Source organism: Mycobacterium sp. (genome assembly GCF_050701515.1).
GTDB lineage: Bacteria > Actinomycetota > Actinomycetes > Mycobacteriales > Mycobacteriaceae > Mycobacterium.
This window is the reverse complement of the sequence record NZ_JBOGDB010000064.1, coordinates 1-17428: the sequence shown is the minus strand read 5'-3', so window position 1 is coordinate 17428 and position 17428 is coordinate 1. Positions and strand designations below refer to the sequence as shown.

Below are 17428 nucleotides of genomic sequence, written 5' to 3'. Positions count from 1 at the left end.
ATGGGACATGGTGAAGGGGGTTCTGAAAAGTCTCAAGTGAAACGTGTTCCGGCCGGTGTTTGCGAATTGACTTCTTGGTCACACGCGGCACAGGTGTAACAATCTTGATAGCCAGACTGAAGCACCCGATAGCACCGCCTCGAAGCGGTAACCCGGAAGGGGGCATCGGTGAGGACCAATAGCGAAGCGAAGGCGCTGTCCGTGGCCACGGCCGCGGTCGGGATGACCGCGGCGTTGATGTTGACGGCGGCACCGGCGCTCGCCGACCCCGAGATCCCCACTCCGCCACCACCGCCGCCCCCCGGACAAACCGTGTCAGTCCACGCCGCCGACGGCGTTCCCGCGCCGCCCGCGGAAGTCCCGCACTTGCCGAGTCCCGAGAACCTGCCGCCTGGCACCACCGACACCCCCGTCGGGCCGCAGCGAGGTCGTGGAGTGGAGTATTTGCGCGATTTGTGGCACGCGGTACAGACCCAAGAGATCAGTGGCGGGGACGCGCTGCTGCTGTTGACGCAGCGCCGGCTGGATCCGAACGCCGCGCCGCCGCCGGGGGTCGCCCCAGGACCGCCGGGACCGGTGCCGCCCCCACCGCCGGCTCCCTGAGCCTTAGACGGTGGCGGCCTCGTTGAGTTCGTTCAGCGTGTTCGTCGCCTCGAGGTACTCCTGCACCCAACGCTGGATGACCGTCGCGGACTTCTCCACTTTGGTGAGCTGGCCGACGACCTGGCCAACCGGGTTGAATGCGACGTCGACGCTCTCGTTGGGATACTTATGCGTCGCGGCGACAGCCATCCCGGACACCATGTACTGCAACGGCATTCCGAGCGGCTTGGGATTGTCTGGCTGCTCCCAGGCTTCGGTCCAGTCGTTTTTCAACATGCGGGCCGGCTTGCCGGTGAACGAACGGCTGCGCACGGTGTCGCGGCTGCTGGCCTTGGCATAGGCCTGCTGCTGGACCGCCGTGTGCTCGGCTTCCTCGACCATCAGCCACTGCGAACCGGTCCACGCGCCCTGCGCCCCCAGAGCTAGGGCAGCGGCGATCTGCTCACCACTGCCGATGCCGCCCGCCGCCAGCACCGGCACCGGCGCGACCTCCTTGACGACCTGCGGCCACAGCACGATCGAGCCGACCTCACCGCAGTGCCCGCCGGCCTCACCGCCCTGGGCGATGATGATGTCGACGCCGGCGTCCGCGTGTTTGCGAGCCTGCGATGGCGAGCCACAAAGCGCGGCGACCTTACGGCCGGACTCGTGGATGCGTTGGATCATCTCCGCAGGTGGGGTGCCCAGCGCGTTGGCGATGAGCGTCATCTTGGGGTGCTGCAGCGCCACCTCGACCTGCGGGGTCGCCGTCGCCTCGGTCCAGCCGAGCAGCTGCAACGCGTCCTCGTCGCTGTGGTCGATCGGGACGCCGTGGTCGGCGAGAATCCTGCGGGCGAAGTCCAGGTGCTCCTGCGGCACCATCGACTGCAGCGTCTTGGTGAGCTCGTCGGGGGACATGTTCGAGTCCATGCCCTCGTACTTGTTCGGGATGACGATGTCGACGCCGTAGGGATGGTCGCCGATGTGTTCGTCGATCCAGTTCAGCTCGATCTCGAGCTGCTCTGGCGTGAAGCCGACCGCCCCGAGTACGCCGAACCCGCCGGCCTTGCTCACCGCGACGACGACATCGCGGCAGTGCGTGAAGGCGAAGATCGGAAACTCGATATTGAGGTCGTCGCAGATGGCCGTATGCATGCCTGCTCCTTGGGCGCGGTAGGCGAACTGAAACGTGTTCTAGTTTAGTACGCTTCCGCGCCGCGGTGTGCACGCGGGGTCGACGACGATGGTTATTACCAGCTCTAGCCGTCGTCCTTGGTCTCGCCTTCGCCCTTCGACTGGTCTCCGTACTTCGGGTTGCCCTCGTCGTCGAGCCAGTCGGCGACGGCGGTGCCGGCCACCGTGCCTTCGCTACCCGGCAACTTCACCGTGGGCCGGGCCTCGTCGTACTCCTCGGCTATCTCCTTGGCGGCCTGCTTGTGCTCCTCTTTGACCTCAGGCTTCTCGGTCATAGGTCGGTCGTCTTGTTGCTGCGTGTCTTGCTGCTGCGTGTCTTGCTGGTCGGAACTCACAATGCTCGTCCGTTCTGATCGATAGTTGTTCAACGTCGTGCCCTATGGCTGCCCGAAACCGCACGTTACGAAACAGCGCCCCGGGCAGACGTTCTACCGGCGACCAGCGCTCCGGCAATCGCGAGCGCGCCCACCACGGCCACCGGAATCGACCAGGCCCGCCGACCCGAGACGGCTTCTTGGCATTCCGCGACGTAGTCGGTTGACGGGAGGATCTGGTTCAGAATCGGGACGTTTGCCAGGTTTCTGTCGTTCGCGGCCCGGGCCTCGGAGAGGTCGACGGCCACGGCATTGCCGCAGCCGAGGGATTGGCCGTCCTCTCCGGACACCGACACCGGAATCAGCAGGGCGATCACACCGGCGATCAACGCCACGGCTCCCGCCAAAAAGATCACGCGGCGCAGGCTCATCGTCAGCCCTCGATTCCTAACCCGGGATATCCGGTATCGGCGGCGGGCTCGGAATCGCCGGCGGACTCGGAATGGCCGGTGGGCTGGGAATCCCCGGAGGCGCCGGAACGACCGGAGGCGCCGGAACGACCGTCGTCACGGTGGTCCCCGGGGTCGGCGAGGGCGTTGTGGTCGTGGTCGTGGTCGTCGTTGTTGTTGTGGTTGTGGTCTCGCCGTCTTCGTCGCCATTCCCGCAGGCGACCGCGACCGGGGCCACGCTAATGGCGGCCAACGCGCTAACAGTCGCCAGCCGAACGTTCCAATGCGTCATTTGCTTCTCGTCTCCGACTCTTCGAGGCTGCTTCGTCCCCGACCCGCTCATGGAGATTGCCCGCGCGACCGCTAACCAAACCGGAAACTCACGGGCAGTCTCCGATATCGGTGTTCGAAGCCGAACCCGTCCGCCCCTGATAGCGTCTCTGCGTGATCAAGGGCGCCAGGCGGCGGACCGTGGCCGCTCTCCTGACGGCGGCCGCGATCATGACCGGTTGCGCAACCGCCGCCGCCGACAACGGCTTCTCCGGCCTGGTCGAAATCGGCCCCGACCGAAGCCTGTACCTGAACTGCCAGGGCTCGGGGTCGCCGACGGTGTTCATCATCCCTGGCAAGGGCAGCTACGCCGAGGCCTGGAATGTCGTGGTGCCGGAGGACGACCCGGTACGGTCCTCGCCCTACGACCTGATCGGCCAGGCCAGGCTGGAGCCGAGTCCGGCGGCCACCCAACCCACCGTTGCGCAAACGACACGGGTGTGTGCTTACGACCGGCCGAACACCCGACCGGATGGTGACGATCGATCCACCCCGATCGCTCAACCGCACACCGTCCAACAGGATGTCGACGACATTGTGAAACTGCTTTCGGCAGCCCATATTTCAACGCCAGTGGTGGTGGCTGCCCATTCTTACGGCGGGCTGATCGCTGACCTGCTTGCCCGCACGCATCCCGAGCTGGTCCGCGGTTTGGTGATGGTGGACCCGACATCGGAGTTCCTGCCGACGCTGGGAACCGCGGCGCAGAATGCCGCGTTCTATCGGGACGCCGGGCAGCCGATGCCGGATCCCGGCAGTGAAAGTTTCCTCGCACAAGAGGATTTCGCCCTCGTCAATGCCGCGCCTCCACTGCCGAAGGTGCCGGCCATCGTGCTCAGCTCCGACAAGTTCCCGCCGCCGGCGGAACTGAAGCCCGACAACTACACACTGCCGCAGATACACCAGGCCAACAGCCTGCTCGCCGACGCACTGGGCACCGTCAATGTGACGACGACCGACAGCGGCCACAACCTCATGCTCTACCAGCCGCAGTTGGTCGCCAATCAAATCGTCGCGGTCGTGGATCGCGTGCGGGCAGGCTGAATCGCGCGTTACGCCACCGAAAGGTAGGCCAGCCAAAGGACGAGGAACGCGGACATGCCCGCGAAGCACAGCAGATGATCCCGGCAGATCGTCCGCGCCAGGCGCGTCTGATCGGCAGGCCCGCCGGCGCGGTGACCGAGCCGGATGGCGTTCGGGACGGTTCGTACCGCGGCCAGCAGTATCGGCACGCCGGCCAGCACGGCCGAGGTGACCACCAGCCAGACGGGATCGTGCCCGTGCAACGCCCGAAACAGCAACGCGCCCAACAAAATCACCATGACGAGCGCGATCAGGTAGCTCATCGGACGTGATGTCGTCGTCGCGCGATGGTAATAGTCTGCGATGGAAGCGCGCACGGGTTCGGGCAGTTCGTCACCGGCACGGTGGGCTAGAACCTGGGTGTCGAAGATCAGGTCCATCCACACGACCGCGAGCAAGAAACCGCTGCAGGCCACGAGCAGTGCGGTGCTAACGCTCACCCTCGTGACTATGCCGGATTCATCCAGAACGGCGCCGCGCTTTGATGCAGGCGCCGCATCAGCACGTCGACGGGCAGTGCGCGGAGCTCGGCGCTGAGTACCTCCACGGTTCGCGGCCCGCACCACCTCCCCGCCCTTCTCGATCGAGCAGATCGGGCCCAGCGGACTGAATTCGACGGCCATTCCCGCACCGGCGGCTGCAGGGTCTTCGCCGATGTGGCCGTCCGTGCGCTGGGGAAGGCGGTGAGCACCCAAGCCGCACCGATCGCCTCGGCCGCCGCTTTGACCGCCACGGCGAGGTCGGCCGTCGTTACCTGCCAATGCTGGTCCGGGGTGACGGCGAGGTCGACTGCCACCTGCCGGCTCAACCCCTGCGGCCGGCGACGGCGACTTTCAGAACCGGCCAGCCGTGCGCGGCCGCCGTCGTGGCCAGCCCCGAACGTGGATTCACCGGTCGGGGATGGCCGACCAGAGACATCAACGCCACGTCCTCGTCGCCGTCGGCGTAGAAGTAGCTGGACTGCAAGTCGACATTGTTGTCGGCGCAAAACCGCTGTGCCGCATCGGCTTTTTGCGCACCCCAGATGATCGGCTTTTCGATCCCGCCGGTCAGCAGGCCGCGCTGGTCAACTTCGAAGTGGTTGCAAAGCACCCGCGTCACCCCGAGGAATTGCGCGACGGGTTCAGCGTGGATGGTGAGTGCTGACGAACACATCACCACGGTGTGGCCGCGCGCCTGGTGTGCCTGCACGATTTCACGCATGTGTGGGTAGACGCGGGAAGCGATGTGCCGCACGAAGAGTCGTTCGCCCAGTTCGTCGAGTTCACTGATGGATTCCCCTCGCAGATAGCCCGCTGCCCTGACAATGAGCCGCTCGAACTGCATTCGGCCCAACCGGTATCTGATCGAGGCCTCCAAGACTCCCAGCACCTCGCCGATCCGCGCTTGCCTGCGCCGAATGCGGTCGCCGGCGTGCGCCGTCGCGGTGAATCCCGACACCAGAGTGCCGTCCAGGTCGAAGAACGCGCCGACGTGTGGACCCGGGGGGCTTGCAGCAATCTCCGCGACCGCGTCCGGCGGTTTCGCGGTCATCTGTCGATGCTACGTCGCAGTGCACGGTGCAGAATGAGACCGGTCCGCCGGATCGATGGAGAGGAGACTGCCATATCGCGTGAAGGGCGTCGCAATACTCTCCTGAGAATCTTCATCACCCTGTCCCTATTGGTGTGTGCGGGATCCTTTCCGACTATCGCTCGCCCCCAGCAGCCGCCCGACAGGATCGAGCTCGCCGCCCAACAGACGGAAAGGTTGCCAACTGGGTACGCGTCGCGGGCAACAACAGCCCACCGGTGGTAGTGCCGATCGAATAGGGGCGTATGGCCGCTATCCCACGGCGGCGAAGTTGACGGTCGCCGTCGCAGCGAGTTCACCGTCGTCACCCCGGTATATGTCGACCTGCACCACGACCGAGCGTTTACCGGTACGCAGAATCCGCGCCACGGCGCGCGCCGGGCCGTTCTTTATGGGCCGCAGATAGCGGATGAACAGATCGGTGGTGGCGATGCCATTACCGAATGCCGTTGCCCGCGCGGCCAATTGGCCTGCCGTCACATCCGCCATGGTGGCGATCAGTCCGCCCTGCAGTCCGCCCGCAGTGTTGACCACCCGCTCGTCAACGGGCATTTCCATGGTCACGGTGCCGTCGGTGGATGGAACCTCCTGCAATCCGATCTGGTCGAAGAGCTCCCGGAGGGACTTCGGCGCCGTCATATCGAAGTCCCTTCCCCGACCCGGGCCACGCGCTCGCGCGGCGAGAATGAGATTACTGGTCCCGCCACGGCTCGTATGCTCTGGTCATGGGTGAAACCGCGCTACCTCCCGGCCCTCCGCTTCCCGCCGCCATCCAGGCCGCGTTGATGGCCCGCTACTGGCCCCGGTTCATATCGGCATGCCGGCGCCGGTACGGCGGCGTGTTCACGATGCGGATCGCCACCATGGGGACGCTGGTGTACCTGGATGATCCCGCCGAGATCAAGAAGGTGTTCGCGGGTAGCCCCGGCGTCTATCACGCCGGCGAAGCGAACTCGATGTTGGGCGGCCTGCTGGGGGACAGCTCGGTGCTGGTGATCGATGACGACGTGCATCGGGACCGCCGCCGCCTGATGCTGGCGCCCTTCCAGCGCGACGCCGTTGCACGCCAAGCCGGTGTGATCGCCGAGATCGCCGCGGCCAACATCGCCAAGTGGCCGGTGAACACCGAGTTCCCGGTGGCGCCCAAGATGTCCGAGATCACCCTTGACGTGATCCTGCGGACCGTCATCGGCGCGTCCGACCCGGCTCGGCTCGCCGCACTGCGCAAGGTGATGCCGAGGCTGCTCAACGTGACCCCGTGGGCATCACTGGCGATCGCGAGCCCGAACCTGCAGCGGTTTGGGCTGTGGCGGGGACTGCGCCGCCACATGGAGGAAGCCGATCGCCTGCTGTTCGCCGAGATCGCCGACCGCCGCGCCGACCCCGACCTCGCCACCCGCACCGACGTTCTGGCGATGCTGGTCCGCGCCGCCGACGAAGACGGCCGCACCATGACCGACCGCGAACTACGCGACCAGCTGATGACGTTGCTTGTCGCCGGCCACGACACCACCGCCACCGGGTTGTCCTGGGCTCTGGAGCGGCTGACCAGACACCCGGCCATCCTGGACAAGGCCGTTCACGCCGCCGAGGCCAGCGCGGCGGGCGAGCCGGCCGGCGACGAGTACCTCGACGCGCTGGCGAAGGAGGTACTGCGGATCCGCCCGGTGGTGTTCGATGTCGGGCGGGTCCTCACCGAGCCCGTCGAGTTGGCCGGCTATCGATTGCCCGCCGGCGTGATGGTCGCGCCCGGAATCGGGCTGGTGCACAGCAGTCCCGAGCAATACCCCGACCCGCACCGATTCGATCCGGACCGGATGGTCGACACCACACCGAGCCCCACGACGTGGTTTCCATTCGGTGGCGGCAACCGCCGCTGCCTCGGCGCCGGCTTCGCCATGGTCGAGATGCGCGTCGTTTTGCGCGAGGTGCTGCGACGGGTTGACTTGTGCACCACCACGGCGGCCGACGAACGGCAAAAGGTCAAGCACGTCATCCTCATCCCGCACCGCGGAGCCCGAATCCGGGTCCGGGCGATCCGAGACGTGCCGACGACAACGGCCGCGGAAGTCCAGGCACCGTCGTGTATGCATAGTTCGTGAGCGCACGCGCGGGCATCGTTGTCACCGGGACGGAAGTCCTGACCGGGCGGGTTCAAGAGCGCAACGGCCCCTGGATCGCAGATCGGCTGCTGGAACTCGGCGTCGAGCTCGCGCACATCACGATATGCGGCGACCGGCCTCCCGACATCGAGGCCCAACTGCGGTTTCTGGCCGATCAGGGTGTGGATTTGATCGTCACCAGCGGCGGATTGGGACCGACGGCCGACGACATGACGGTGGAAACCGTGGCGCGGTTCTGCGGGCGCGAACTCGTGCTGGACGAAGTGCTCGAGGAGAAGATCGCCAACATCCTGAAACACCTGATGGCGCGATTCAGCGGGGTGGACTTCGACGCGGTCCGAACGGCCAACCGCAAGCAGGCCATGGTTCCGGCCGGGGCGCACCTCATCGATCCGGTCGGCACTGCGCCGGGCGTGGTCGTGCCCGGCAAGCCGACGATCATTGTGCTGCCGGGACCGCCGCGCGAGCTGCAGCCGATGTGGCGCACCGCTCTCGAAACGCCTGCGGCACAACAGGCCATCGCCGGCCGGACGAAGTACCGGCAGGAGACCGTGCGGATGTTCGGGCTACCCGAGTCGGGCCTCGCCGAGACGCTGCGCGAGGCCGAGCAGCGGGTCGACGGCTTCGACCAGCTCGAGATCACCACCTGTCTGCGCCGCGGAGAGATCGAAATGGTCACCCGCTACGAGCCCGACGGCGCGCCGGTCTACGCCCAGCTCGTGCGGATGCTGCGCGAACGCCATGGGCGAGAGATCTTTTCGGAAGACGGGTCCCGCGTGGACGATCAGGTCGCTGCGCTACTGGCGGGCCGCCGGATTGCGACCGCTGAGTCTTGCACCGCCGGCCTGGTCGCGGCGCGCCTGACCGAGCGGCCGGGTTCCTCGATGTATGTCGCCGGCGGGGTGGTCGCCTATGCCAATGAGGCGAAGGCGGAGCTACTCGGCGTGCACCCGGAGCTGATCGAGACACACGGCGCGGTGTCCGAGCAGGTGGCGGAAGCGATGGCCGAAGGCGCGCTGCGCCGCTTCGGCGCGGACACCGCGGTCGCGATCACGGGCATCGCGGGTCCCGGCGGAGGGACGGAAGACAAACCGGTGGGAACGGTCTGCTTCAGTGTGATGCTGGCCGACGGGCCGACGCACACCCGAACCCTTCTGCTGCCCGGCAACCGATCTGACATTCGTGAGCGATCGTCGACCGTGGCGATGCACCTGCTGCGGCGGGCCCTGTTGGACTTCAAAGGTCATGCCTCCACCGCGGCCCGGAAGGCGCGCTCGGCCTCGTCGCCGTGAACCGCGAACACCACTCGCTCGAGTGAGCGAGGCTGGTGATCCCGGACGGCGCCGACCATGAGTTGTGCCGCCTCCTCGAGTGGGAAGCCGCCGACGCCGGTACCGAAAGCCACCAACGCCAACGAGCGGCAGCCCAACTCGTCAGCGGTGGACAGCGTCGAGCGGGTGGCGCGCGCGATGATCTCGGCCGACGTCGGCCCACCCAGCTCCATCGTCGCCGCGTGGATCACGTGACGTGCCGGCATGTCGCCCGCGGTGGTGGCCACCGCCTCGCCGAGGCCGATCGGCGCCTTCGCATCGGACTCGCGTTGCAGCTCGGGCCCACCGGCGCGGGAGATCGCCGCGGCCACTCCGCCGCCATGCTTGAGCCGCGTGTTGGCGGCGTTGGTGATCGCGTCGACGTCCAGCTTCGTCACGTCGGCCTGGAGAACCTCTATGTTGATCATTCACACATTCTCCCCGTGGCCGGATTGCGCTACTCGTCTTCTGTCACGGTGAAGCCGGCCAGCCAGTCCTCGTGCATCTCGTCGTCGATGGAAACCCGCCACTGGTAGCGCTGGCCGGCGTTGAGGCGCAGCGACGGAATGGTCGCGGTGAACGGAATGGTGACTGGGGTCCCCTCGGGGTGCACGGGCTGGCGCTTGGCCTTGATCAGGCCGTGCTCCGTGTGGGCGACTCGAACGCCGTCGCTGTCGACCAACTCGGCCCGGATCGGGAATGACTTGCCGATCTCCGACCACTCCACTTCGACGAAGATGATGAGAGCGTGTTGCGGAACGGGTGTGGTGCTGGAGGTCCAGCCCAGGCCGAGTGCATGGACCGTTCCGGCCTGGTCCAGCTGGGCGCTCTGGGCGAGCAGCACGATGGCTCTCATCGCGCTAGTTGGCGCCGACGCTGTCCCACAGCTCGAGCATGGAGCTCAGGATCTCCTCCGCACGGCCCAGTCCGGCGAGATGACTTTCGCCGGGCAGGTGGTACAGGGCGGCGTCGGGCAGCCGGGACACCACGTGCTCACCGTGGGCGTACGGCACGATGTGGTCGGCATCGCCGTGCCACCAACGGACCGGCACCTTGACCTCGTCGAGCCGAAATCCCCAGTCCCGGGCGAAGACCACGATGTCGGCGAACGGCGCGGCGAGTTGCTTGCGGCTGCCGTTGAGGAGGTCGTCGAGGAACATGGCCTTGAACTCGGGCCGGACCAGCAACGCACGGTCGGCCTCCGGCGATATCCGGGCATAGATCTCGAGTGCCGGCGACGCGACCGGCCGAATCAGCCGGATCAACCCCGTTGCCGCCAACCTCAGAGGTAGCCCCGCCACCTGGATCAGTGGCGCAACCCGCGTTCCGAGATTCCCCATGATGCCGCCGCCGATCGCATCCGGGCCGGACACCGGGGCGACTCCGCCGAGCACGCCGGTGGCCACGATGCGTTCCGGCATGGCCGCCGCGCAGGCGAGCGCGTACGGGCCGCCACCGGACAGGCCGACGACTGCCATCTTGTCGATTCCCAGTGTGTCCGCAACGGTTCGCAGATCGTCGGCGAATTCGAAGACGTTCTCGTACTGGTGCGGTGTCGACGAGCCGATGCCCGGCCGGTCAATGCCGATCAGGCGAATGTCCGCGCTTTCCGCGTAGGCCCGAGCCTCGGTCGGAATCTGCCGGCGAGCACCGGGAGTTCCGTGCAACCAGAAGATGGCACGGCCCTGCGGGGCTCCGAATTCGGCAAAGCCGATCTGCCGATCGTCACCGACGGCGATGTTCCCTTCGAGCTTCGGGCGATCGATTGCGACAACCATGCCCCGAGTGTCGCATGCCACCGAACGGCGGCGGTGTGCGCCATCATGGCGTCATGGCCGATGACGAGCTGGATGATCTGTACGGGGTAAAGCCGGAGGAGTTCACCGCGCTACGCTCCAGCCTTGCCGCGGCGGCCAAGCAGCGCGGCGACGCCGCGGCGGCCAAGCGGATCTCTGCTGCCCGCAGGCCGACGACTGCCGCCTGGATCGTCAATCTGCTCGCGCGCAGCAATGCGGACGTCAAGCAATCGCTGGCCGACCTGGGTGAGCGCCTTCGCGCGGCACACGCCGCCATGGACGGCACCGGCATCCGGGAGCTGTCCTTGGAGCAACGCGAACTTGTCGACAAACTCACCCGAGCCGCTTTTGACGCGGCCGAGCTGCCGAACCCGACAGCCGCACTGCGTGAGGACGTCACCGGAACGTTGCAGGCGGCGGTGGCCGACCCCGATGTCACGGCGCGGCTGGGTCGGCTCAGCAAGGCGGAACGGTGGTCCGGGTTCGGCGAATTCGGCGACACCACAGCGGTGTTCACCGTCGCACGTAAACCGAAATCGGAACCGAAGGCCGAGCGTCCGCGCGAGTCCTTGCCCCAACGCAAGGAGGCAAGCGCTGCCTTGGCCGCGGCGGAGCAGGCCAAGGACCAGGCCGACCAACAAATGTCCGAGCGACAAACCGATCTGGCGGTCGCTCGGCTTCATCACGAAGATGCACGCGAGCGCCTGCAGCAGGCTGAACGCAGGCTACGGGCAGCCGACGACGCCTATGGCGCCGCCAAACAAGCCAGCCGCGATGCCGCCGAACGGGTCAAGGCGGCCAAGTCTCGACTACAGCAGAGCGACCGCAACCAGTAGCGGCTATTCAGGAGAGCGCGGACTTCGCCACGGCGAGATTGTCCGCCGCTACCACTAGACGCGTGTTGGTCGCGAGGTAGGCCATGGTGAGGTTCACCCTCGCGTCGCCGAGCCGGCGGGCGATTTCACCGAGTGCGCCGGGCCGATCCTCTATGTCGAGGACCAACACTTCCTGCTCCGCAGTGATCTTGATTCCGCCACGCTGTAGTGCCTCGAACGCCGGAGTCGGATCCAGCACGAGTATGTGCACCTCGGCTTGCCCGCCTCCACTCGGGAGCGCGCACAGGCCCGCGATGTTGGCGCCGGCCTTGCCGAGCAAGTCGCCGACCCGGGCCAGCTCGCCGGGCTGGTCGTCGAGATACAGCGTCAGATCGGTCGCCATGACGGGCTCCTTTCGTGCGACTACCCAACAATCATGCGCCGGCGGCCGCCGCGGATGCGGGATGGCCCATGCCGGGCATGCTATCCGCCCAGACCCATCGTCGGTACGAGGTTGCCGAATCACGGCCGCTGGTCGCGTTCTGCCTGATCTGCCATACTGCGAGGATGCGACGTACATTGCTGATTGTTGTTGCCGCACTGGGTGTCTTGGTGAGCGGATGCGGGTCCACCATCAAACCGGAGGGAGCCGCGCAATCGGTAATCGACGTCGTCTCCCGCGAAACGGGTTTCCATCCAGAGGACGTGAGCTGTCCGTCAGGAGTCGACGCCGAGGTCGGCGTCGAGTTCGACTGCCATTTCACTGGGCCCGAAGGCAAGGAGTACACAGCTCATATGCGGGTGACGAAGGTCGAGCGAGACGACGTCGAATTCTATGTCGAGTCCAAGCCGAGTTAGCCTTAGCGAGAACAGCTTATCGATGTAGCTCACGGTACTCGATCATGGGTTCTTGCTTGATAACCGTGTCACCGGCCCTCACGACCAGTTCGGTGGGAGAGACGGCATAGACGACGCTCGCGTTCTGTGCGAGAAACCCACGTGCGGAGGTGGTTTGAGCCGCTGTTCTCAGAACCGCGGCGTCACTCAATCGGACCCCCAGGTATTCGTATTGTCCGTTCTTTTGGGCGCAGATCACCACGAGAGATCCTTGGGTACGGCCGATCGCGAGGGCATGCTGCGTTCCTTCGCACCGCGCATCCGAGTTGACGAATCCACTTTGGTCCGTGGGGTAGGGCACTGCGGGATGGCTGGCCGGCGGTGCATCGCTTGGTGTGGTCGACGCCGGCGAAGGTGGCTGACGCGCGCCGGCCACCGGCACCGAGTCCTTCGTAGCCCACTTCGCCATCGCTCCGGTGAGAACGATCAAAGTCGCCAGTAGCGCCGCAACTCCTGCGACGATCAGTACCTTGCTTGTGGAAACCCTTTGCCCCGCAGGCGCTTTTCGATGCGAAGGCTGTTTTCGATGTCGACCCCGTGTTTGCAACGGACCTGACGAAGACACTGGGTTAGTGACCAAGGTTGCTCCCGTCGTGCCGGCTCGCGTTTCTCTATTCTGCACGACGCATCCGAAACAAATTTGGAACCTGATGCAGATGGCGGCGCCGCACAGCGTCAGGTTCTAGGAAGGATTCGGCTTCTGGCTACTCGGGCTATGTGAGCTGAATGTCGGCGCGGCAACCGGACGAGCGCCTGCGACGTGCTGCAAGCGACTCCACCCGATCGCGAACCAGAATCGCCATTGTTCTCACCGCAATGGTTCGACGAGCCGAGACTAGACCGCACCCTCGGGGCGATCGGCGTCCGTGCGCATCAGTTCGACGGCCTGCCTGGCACGCATATGGCGTAGCGCTTGGGCGCGCTCGAGATGCGTATCGCAAAAGAACCCGACGCCCGGCGGCGCGGTGACCCCGAGTTCGTTGCACCAACCGACTATCGGCTCACCGCCGGGACCGGTGGGCGGCTGCCACCGCACCGAGTAGTCGGCAAATTCGACCGTACCTGCCACGATTGGACCGGCATCGAATCCGCAGCCCACGCAATGCGGCATTATCGCCATGGCGCACAGCATAATCCGCACACGACGAGAATCTTCTGCTGCGCCTCAATTCCCAAAGAAGCGCGGCAGCGGTTATGCCGGCGGGGGGAGTGGCGGCGCGGGTTGCCCGTTTACTGGAGGCACACCCGGCGGTGGCGGCGGCAGAACCTCCATCGCCATCGGAATCACCACGCCCGCCGGTGGGGGCAGATCACCCGGAGGAGGCGGCAGCACACCCGGCGGTGGCGGCAGCACACCCGGCGGCAAGGCCTCCGGTGCCGGCGGCGGCTCTTGAGGGATCTCCAGATACATGTGCTTGGAGAACTGGCGCTGATAGGCGCCTCCGCCGCCGACCTTCACGCCGCCGCCTTCACCGGACGACACCGACGTCCCATCCGGCAACGTCGCGGCGGTATGGCCTCTGTTCCAGCCGACAATCAGGGCGCCCGGCTTGGTGCCGTGCTGGAAGCCCCGCGCCTTGAGAGCGCCTTCGATGTTCCCGGTGTTGAACCGGTCGCCGTAGATCGGACGACCAGTTGCGGCGTTAGTCACGAAGGACACGAGCCCCGAGCAATCGGTTCCGGCAGGGGAATCCCCACCGGTGACGTAAGGCGTGCCGGACAGTTGATTCACAAGCGTCAACAGCGAAGCCGTAGCGATGGCAAACATGAAGCCGGACAGTACCGGAGCCGTTAGACGCCCTTCAAAATCTGTGATGGCCTTCACAATTCACGCAGGATATTACCTGACTCACGAACGGTCTAGACCTGGTTGAGTTTGAATAGCATTGCAGGACAAGGGAATTAACTGAAGCCATTCTTGCCGTCCCCGGCTGGTCAGGCGGTCGACAAGCCGTTATGTTGTTGCGCCAGTGGGGGATTGATACACACGGATCGCGATGCGCGAAACTGCTGCATCGTGTCTGGAATCAGTTGCAACCCGGGTCCGCGTGTGTCTAGTCCAGCTAGCTATTTCCGCAGTTCGGAGGGTTGGCCCCCATTGATATGCAGCCGTTTGGCTGCCTATACTGGCAATGCAGCCGAACGGCTGCATTATTTGGGATATTGCGGAGATGGACGATGTGTTCAAGGCGTTGGCCGATCCGATCCGGCGTCGACTGCTCGACAACCTCAATGCGCGCAATGGACAGAGCCTGCGGGAGTTGTGCACCGGGCTCGAGATGACGCGCCAGTCCGTGAGTAAACACCTGGCAGTGCTCGAGGCGGCCAACCTGATAACCGCGGTGCGGCGCGGCCGAGAGAAGTTGCACTACCTCAACGCCCAGCCGATCAACGACATCGCCGAAGGCTGGATCGATAAGTACGCCGGGTCGCGGGTGCCATCAGCCATTGGCGAGCAGCAGTGGAATGCGCTGCTCGGCGTCCGTGACTGACCCGTGGTGTCCGACCAGAGACGACTCCAGCGGCTCGACTGAGCGTCGCACCACGGCGGCCGAACTGCGGGCCGCTGCGACGACATCGCCAATGCGCGGCCGAACTTCGTCACGGACCCGGTCACCGAACCACCCCGCCGCGATCGCTTCCTCGCGGGATACCACCCACGCACGGTCCGCCAGCATCTCCCGCCACGTCGCAAGCACGGTGTCCAAGGCGCCGTCCGCGACGTAGACATGCCGGGCCCGCGGCTCGCCTCCGATGGCCTGCACGCCATCCAGCATCGGTTCGCAGTCGTCAACGTCGACAACATCCTTGCTCTCGACGGCGACCATGCCGTGGTCGGCCACCACCGCGAGCAACCCGCCGGGCGGCAGGCCGTCCACCACGGATTCGACCAGCCGATCGATTTGTCGCAACTGCATCCGCCATGCCGGCGAACCGGGGCCGTGGAGATGCCCGACCAGGTCGAGCTCGCTGTGATAGCCGTAGCAGAACCCGCCGTCGGCGACAGCACCCTGCACGCAGGCGGCCAGATCGCCGAGTGCGTGGACGCCGACATAGCGGCCGCCGCGCAGCACGGCGCGGGTCAGTCCGGAACCGGTGAATTCCGCGCCGGAGACGACGCTGACCGAGACGCCCGCCGATGCGGCGCGCTCGAATGTGGTCGGCATGGGTTGCACCTGCTCGGGCGGGACCTCATCGCGGAGGTCGTCACCCCATGGGTGGGGGCGCCAGCGCAGGGCGTTGATCACGCCGGCATCGGGCAGCCGGAAGGAATAGCCGACGAGGCCGTGCTCACCGGAACGGCAGCCGGTTCCGATGGAGGCCAGCCCCGCCACTGTGGTGGAAGGAAACCCAGCCTGCAGTGTCTGGCCGCGCAGCTCGGCCATTACCGGGGCGTCGTCGGCGTAGGTGTCGAGGAGCTCGGCACCCAGCCCATCAACCAGAAGCACACACGCCCCGCCGATCTCGCTCGGCAGGTCGATGCGGTTATCGAAGCCCGCGACGCCCATCGCGGCCAACACCGACGGCACCACGTCGGCCAGGTACGGGATGCCCGGCACCGGCTGGGGCAGGGTCACAAGGCGAGCCTGCCATAGTCTTTTTGCTATGCCGCTGCGGGTAATCACGGCCACCGGGGTCGGGCTCACGTTGCTGCTGAACGCGTGCACGCCAGGGCCGGTGCCGTCAGCACCGATGAGCGCGCCGGTCACTCAACCGGCTGGATCGACGTCGGAGCAGGACGCGTTCACCATCGGAACGGGCGCCACCGATACGTTTGGCGGCTGGATGCCCGATGGCCAGACCCTCACCCCGTTCGATGTGTCGAACCCCGTTGTTGGTTGGATGGATCCCTTGTTGCTCAAGGCAATTCAGGACGCTTCGCGCAGCACCGCCTCGGATGGTGTCGAACTGAAGGTCACGTCGGGATGGCGATCAAAAGGTTTCCAGCAGCGGCTGTTCGATGACGCTGTCCGCACCTACGGAAGCGTTGACATTGCCAAACAGTATGTCGCTTCACCCGAGACCTCGATGCATGTTGTCGGAAAAGCAGTGGACATCGGCGCCGCCGACGCGGACGAATGGCTGATCCGCAATGGTTCCCGGTTCGGGCTGTGCCAGATTTATGCGAACGAGATATGGCATTTCGAGTTGGCGGCCGATGAGGATGGCAACTGTCCGCCGCTGAAGGCCAACGCCGCAGGATGAATCGAGTCAGCCCGATGCGGTGGCGGGATCCATGATCGAGTAACAACGTCGGGTGTTGGTGAGGATGAGGACATCGGTGACAGTCGCGTGGTCCACGTCGGGGAAGTCGAACACATGGAAATGGTCGTCGGGGCCGATCCACTCGGTTCGCGCTCGATCGACACCAGTCTGGGTGCGCACGAGGACAGTGACGCTGTCGGCATGATCACTCCAGACCGTAACCAGTATGCCGCGGCCCAACGGATCCTTTCCCCATGCGTCGGAAGCGGGACACGCCGGGTATCCATCGCGGTCTAGGCCTGGTGCCGTCGCGGCGTTAATCGGAGGCGACGGCGCCGCGGGCGGCGCGACGGCGGCGCCCTTCTCCACGACAGCGCTGCTGGACGCCGGACCGCGGGACGAACCCCCATCGACGTCGCCGCAGCCCGACACAAGTGCCGCCGCCGCGCAGGCCAACGCCGCAGCGCGAACACACATTGCGGTTCACCTTCCGTGCGCCCCGACACCAGCGAAGTACCCGATCTACGGCATCGTCAAGCGTGTCAACGGCAACTGAATATTGATCAGCTGTCGGCAATCGAAAATTGACCAGCTTCGTTTCATTGGTCGTCGGCCGTGACGGTGGGGACGCGGCCGAGGTCTCTGTCTTTGATGCGGTAGCTGTCACCTTTGAGGGCGATGACCTCGGCGTGGTGGACGAGGCGGTCGATGGCGGCGGCGGTGGCGAACAGCACCCGGTGTCCGGCTTGACAGGTGC

23 protein-coding genes and 1 pseudogene are annotated in these 17428 nt (G+C 65.9%); 8 read left to right on the top strand and 16 right to left on the bottom strand.

The window, feature by feature from the left end:
* Nucleotides 1–168: 168 nt before the first annotated feature.
* The gene (locus tag ACRDU5_RS05495; protein ID WP_526613447.1) at nucleotides 169–603 is read left to right on the top strand and encodes a dopamine receptor D4; all 435 of its coding nucleotides are present in this window, start codon (nucleotides 169–171) and stop codon (nucleotides 601–603) included.
* 3 nt (nucleotides 604–606) lie between these two features.
* Here ACRDU5_RS05495 and ACRDU5_RS05490 read toward each other — a convergent pair whose 3' ends face one another.
* From ACRDU5_RS05490 to ACRDU5_RS05480, 3 genes are all read right to left on the bottom strand, one after another.
* The gene (locus ACRDU5_RS05490) at nucleotides 607–1737 is read right to left on the bottom strand and encodes a nitronate monooxygenase (protein WP_526613445.1); all 1131 of its coding nucleotides are present in this window, start codon (nucleotides 1735–1737) and stop codon (nucleotides 607–609) included.
* A gap of 104 nt (nucleotides 1738–1841) precedes the next feature.
* Entirely contained in the window at nucleotides 1842–2051 is a 210-nt protein-coding gene (locus tag ACRDU5_RS05485) for a hypothetical protein (protein ID WP_526613443.1), read from the bottom strand.
* A gap of 125 nt (nucleotides 2052–2176) precedes the next feature.
* Nucleotides 2177–2521: an aminopeptidase gene (locus ACRDU5_RS05480; RefSeq protein WP_526613442.1), complete on the bottom strand. Its 345-nt coding sequence runs from the start codon at nucleotides 2519–2521 to the stop codon at nucleotides 2177–2179.
* 462 nt (nucleotides 2522–2983) lie between these two features.
* Between ACRDU5_RS05480 and ACRDU5_RS05475 the strand changes: the two genes are divergently transcribed.
* Nucleotides 2984–3913 (top strand): alpha/beta fold hydrolase, encoded by a 930-nt coding sequence (locus ACRDU5_RS05475; RefSeq protein ID WP_526613441.1) that lies wholly within the window; start codon nucleotides 2984–2986, stop codon nucleotides 3911–3913.
* Between the two features lie 8 nt (nucleotides 3914–3921).
* Here ACRDU5_RS05475 and ACRDU5_RS05470 read toward each other — a convergent pair whose 3' ends face one another.
* From ACRDU5_RS05470 to ACRDU5_RS05455, 4 genes are all read right to left on the bottom strand, one after another.
* Nucleotides 3922–4332, bottom strand: coding sequence for a hypothetical protein (locus tag ACRDU5_RS05470; protein ID WP_526613439.1), 411 nt, complete (start codon nucleotides 4330–4332; stop codon nucleotides 3922–3924).
* A 68-nt stretch (nucleotides 4333–4400) separates the two neighbouring features.
* On the bottom strand, nucleotides 4401–4748 hold the full coding sequence (locus ACRDU5_RS05465) for a hypothetical protein (protein WP_526613438.1): 348 nt from the start codon (nucleotides 4746–4748) through the stop codon (nucleotides 4401–4403).
* Between the two features lie 8 nt (nucleotides 4749–4756).
* The gene (locus ACRDU5_RS05460; RefSeq protein ID WP_526613436.1) at nucleotides 4757–5485 is read right to left on the bottom strand and encodes an HAD family hydrolase; all 729 of its coding nucleotides are present in this window, start codon (nucleotides 5483–5485) and stop codon (nucleotides 4757–4759) included.
* A gap of 291 nt (nucleotides 5486–5776) precedes the next feature.
* A complete protein-coding gene (locus ACRDU5_RS05455) occupies nucleotides 5777–6163 on the bottom strand; it encodes a PaaI family thioesterase (protein WP_526613434.1) in 387 nt (128 codons plus the stop codon).
* An 86-nt stretch (nucleotides 6164–6249) separates the two neighbouring features.
* On the opposite strand from ACRDU5_RS05455, the gene ACRDU5_RS05450 reads away from it, so the two are divergent.
* Both ACRDU5_RS05450 and ACRDU5_RS05445 read left to right on the top strand, forming a co-directional pair.
* Nucleotides 6250–7626, top strand: coding sequence for a cytochrome P450 (locus ACRDU5_RS05450; RefSeq protein WP_526613432.1), 1377 nt, complete (start codon nucleotides 6250–6252; stop codon nucleotides 7624–7626).
* Nucleotides 7623–8939 carry a competence/damage-inducible protein A gene (locus ACRDU5_RS05445; protein ID WP_526613430.1) on the top strand — a complete coding sequence of 439 codons (1317 nt, stop codon included), beginning with the start codon at nucleotides 7623–7625 and terminating at the stop codon, nucleotides 8937–8939. Before ACRDU5_RS05450 ends, ACRDU5_RS05445 begins: the two co-directional genes overlap by 4 nt.
* Here ACRDU5_RS05445 and ACRDU5_RS05440 read toward each other — a convergent pair.
* From ACRDU5_RS05440 to ACRDU5_RS05430, 3 genes are read right to left on the bottom strand one after another with little or no spacing between them, the layout of a single operon-like run.
* Complete coding sequence (locus tag ACRDU5_RS05440) at nucleotides 8891–9385, bottom strand: macro domain-containing protein (protein ID WP_526613428.1); 495 nt, start codon at nucleotides 9383–9385, stop codon at nucleotides 8891–8893. The two genes, ACRDU5_RS05445 and ACRDU5_RS05440, sit on opposite strands and share 49 nt — an antisense overlap.
* Nucleotides 9386–9414: 29 nt before the next feature.
* A complete protein-coding gene (locus ACRDU5_RS05435; RefSeq protein WP_526613426.1) occupies nucleotides 9415–9813 on the bottom strand; it encodes a DUF6941 family protein in 399 nt (132 codons plus the stop codon).
* Between the two features lie 4 nt (nucleotides 9814–9817).
* The gene (locus ACRDU5_RS05430) at nucleotides 9818–10735 is read right to left on the bottom strand and encodes an alpha/beta fold hydrolase (RefSeq protein ID WP_526613425.1); all 918 of its coding nucleotides are present in this window, start codon (nucleotides 10733–10735) and stop codon (nucleotides 9818–9820) included.
* 53 nt (nucleotides 10736–10788) lie between these two features.
* Between ACRDU5_RS05430 and ACRDU5_RS05425 the strand changes: the two genes are divergently transcribed.
* Entirely contained in the window at nucleotides 10789–11589 is an 801-nt protein-coding gene (locus ACRDU5_RS05425; protein WP_526613423.1) for a hypothetical protein, read from the top strand.
* Nucleotides 11590–11596: 7 nt separating this feature from the next.
* Here ACRDU5_RS05425 and ACRDU5_RS05420 read toward each other — a convergent pair whose 3' ends face one another.
* The gene (locus ACRDU5_RS05420; RefSeq protein WP_526613421.1) at nucleotides 11597–11971 is read right to left on the bottom strand and encodes an ACT domain-containing protein; all 375 of its coding nucleotides are present in this window, start codon (nucleotides 11969–11971) and stop codon (nucleotides 11597–11599) included.
* Between the two features lie 164 nt (nucleotides 11972–12135).
* Between ACRDU5_RS05420 and ACRDU5_RS05415 the strand changes: the two genes are divergently transcribed.
* Nucleotides 12136–12426, top strand: coding sequence for a DUF4333 domain-containing protein (locus tag ACRDU5_RS05415; RefSeq protein ID WP_526613419.1), 291 nt, complete (start codon nucleotides 12136–12138; stop codon nucleotides 12424–12426).
* An 874-nt stretch (nucleotides 12427–13300) separates the two neighbouring features.
* Here the strand turns inward: ACRDU5_RS05415 and ACRDU5_RS05410 are convergent.
* Complete coding sequence (locus ACRDU5_RS05410) at nucleotides 13301–13585, bottom strand: hypothetical protein (protein WP_526613417.1); 285 nt, start codon at nucleotides 13583–13585, stop codon at nucleotides 13301–13303.
* A 72-nt stretch (nucleotides 13586–13657) separates the two neighbouring features.
* Nucleotides 13658–14233 carry a peptidoglycan endopeptidase gene (locus tag ACRDU5_RS05405; RefSeq protein ID WP_526613415.1) on the bottom strand — a complete coding sequence of 192 codons (576 nt, stop codon included), beginning with the start codon at nucleotides 14231–14233 and terminating at the stop codon, nucleotides 13658–13660.
* 403 nt (nucleotides 14234–14636) lie between these two features.
* On the opposite strand from ACRDU5_RS05405, the pseudogene ACRDU5_RS05400 reads away from it, so the two are divergent.
* A pseudogene (locus ACRDU5_RS05400) lies at nucleotides 14637–14903 on the top strand (ArsR/SmtB family transcription factor); the annotation flags it as partial.
* Nucleotides 14904–14906: 3 nt separating this feature from the next.
* On the opposite strand, the gene ACRDU5_RS05395 reads toward ACRDU5_RS05400, so the two are convergent.
* Nucleotides 14907–16043 (bottom strand): alkaline phosphatase family protein, encoded by a 1137-nt coding sequence (locus ACRDU5_RS05395; RefSeq protein ID WP_526613413.1) that lies wholly within the window; start codon nucleotides 16041–16043, stop codon nucleotides 14907–14909.
* A 28-nt stretch (nucleotides 16044–16071) separates the two neighbouring features.
* On the opposite strand from ACRDU5_RS05395, the gene ACRDU5_RS05390 reads away from it, so the two are divergent.
* A complete protein-coding gene (locus tag ACRDU5_RS05390; RefSeq protein ID WP_526613411.1) occupies nucleotides 16072–16671 on the top strand; it encodes a M15 family metallopeptidase in 600 nt (199 codons plus the stop codon).
* Nucleotides 16672–16677: 6 nt separating this feature from the next.
* Here ACRDU5_RS05390 and ACRDU5_RS05385 read toward each other — a convergent pair whose 3' ends face one another.
* Both ACRDU5_RS05385 and ACRDU5_RS05380 read right to left on the bottom strand, forming a co-directional pair.
* On the bottom strand, nucleotides 16678–17148 hold the full coding sequence (locus tag ACRDU5_RS05385) for a hypothetical protein (protein WP_526613410.1): 471 nt from the start codon (nucleotides 17146–17148) through the stop codon (nucleotides 16678–16680).
* A gap of 122 nt (nucleotides 17149–17270) precedes the next feature.
* A partial coding sequence (locus ACRDU5_RS05380) for an ATP-binding protein (protein WP_526613499.1) occupies nucleotides 17271–17428 on the bottom strand: 158 nt, incomplete at its 5' end.

Bases quoted from the DNA above. Each gene is read 5' to 3' on its own strand.
- ACRDU5_RS05490 (WP_526613445.1), bottom strand. From the start codon at position 1,737: ATGCATACGGCCATCTGCGACGACCTCAATATCGAGTTTCCGATCTTC.
- ACRDU5_RS05485 (WP_526613443.1), bottom strand. From the start codon at position 2,051: ATGACCGAGAAGCCTGAGGTCAAAGAGGAGCACAAGCAGGCCGCCAAG.
- ACRDU5_RS05480 (WP_526613442.1), bottom strand. From the start codon at position 2,521: ATGAGCCTGCGCCGCGTGATCTTTTTGGCGGGAGCCGTGGCGTTGATC.
- ACRDU5_RS05470 (WP_526613439.1), bottom strand. From the start codon at position 4,332: ATGGACCTGATCTTCGACACCCAGGTTCTAGCCCACCGTGCCGGTGAC.
- ACRDU5_RS05460 (WP_526613436.1), bottom strand. From the start codon at position 5,485: ATGACCGCGAAACCGCCGGACGCGGTCGCGGAGATTGCTGCAAGCCCC.
- ACRDU5_RS05455 (WP_526613434.1), bottom strand. From the start codon at position 6,163: ATGACGGCGCCGAAGTCCCTCCGGGAGCTCTTCGACCAGATCGGATTG.
- ACRDU5_RS05450 (WP_526613432.1), top strand. From the start codon at position 6,250: ATGGGTGAAACCGCGCTACCTCCCGGCCCTCCGCTTCCCGCCGCCATC.
- ACRDU5_RS05440 (WP_526613428.1), bottom strand. From the start codon at position 9,385: ATGATCAACATAGAGGTTCTCCAGGCCGACGTGACGAAGCTGGACGTC.
- ACRDU5_RS05435 (WP_526613426.1), bottom strand. From the start codon at position 9,813: ATGAGAGCCATCGTGCTGCTCGCCCAGAGCGCCCAGCTGGACCAGGCC.
- ACRDU5_RS05430 (WP_526613425.1), bottom strand. From the start codon at position 10,735: ATGGTTGTCGCAATCGATCGCCCGAAGCTCGAAGGGAACATCGCCGTC.
- ACRDU5_RS05425 (WP_526613423.1), top strand. From the start codon at position 10,789: ATGGCCGATGACGAGCTGGATGATCTGTACGGGGTAAAGCCGGAGGAG.
- ACRDU5_RS05420 (WP_526613421.1), bottom strand. From the start codon at position 11,971: ATGGCGACCGATCTGACGCTGTATCTCGACGACCAGCCCGGCGAGCTG.
- ACRDU5_RS05415 (WP_526613419.1), top strand. From the start codon at position 12,136: ATGCGACGTACATTGCTGATTGTTGTTGCCGCACTGGGTGTCTTGGTG.
- ACRDU5_RS05410 (WP_526613417.1), bottom strand. From the start codon at position 13,585: ATGGCGATAATGCCGCATTGCGTGGGCTGCGGATTCGATGCCGGTCCA.
- ACRDU5_RS05405 (WP_526613415.1), bottom strand. From the start codon at position 14,233: ATGTTTGCCATCGCTACGGCTTCGCTGTTGACGCTTGTGAATCAACTG.
- ACRDU5_RS05390 (WP_526613411.1), top strand. From the start codon at position 16,072: ATGCCGCTGCGGGTAATCACGGCCACCGGGGTCGGGCTCACGTTGCTG.
- ACRDU5_RS05385 (WP_526613410.1), bottom strand. From the start codon at position 17,148: ATGTGTGTTCGCGCTGCGGCGTTGGCCTGCGCGGCGGCGGCACTTGTG.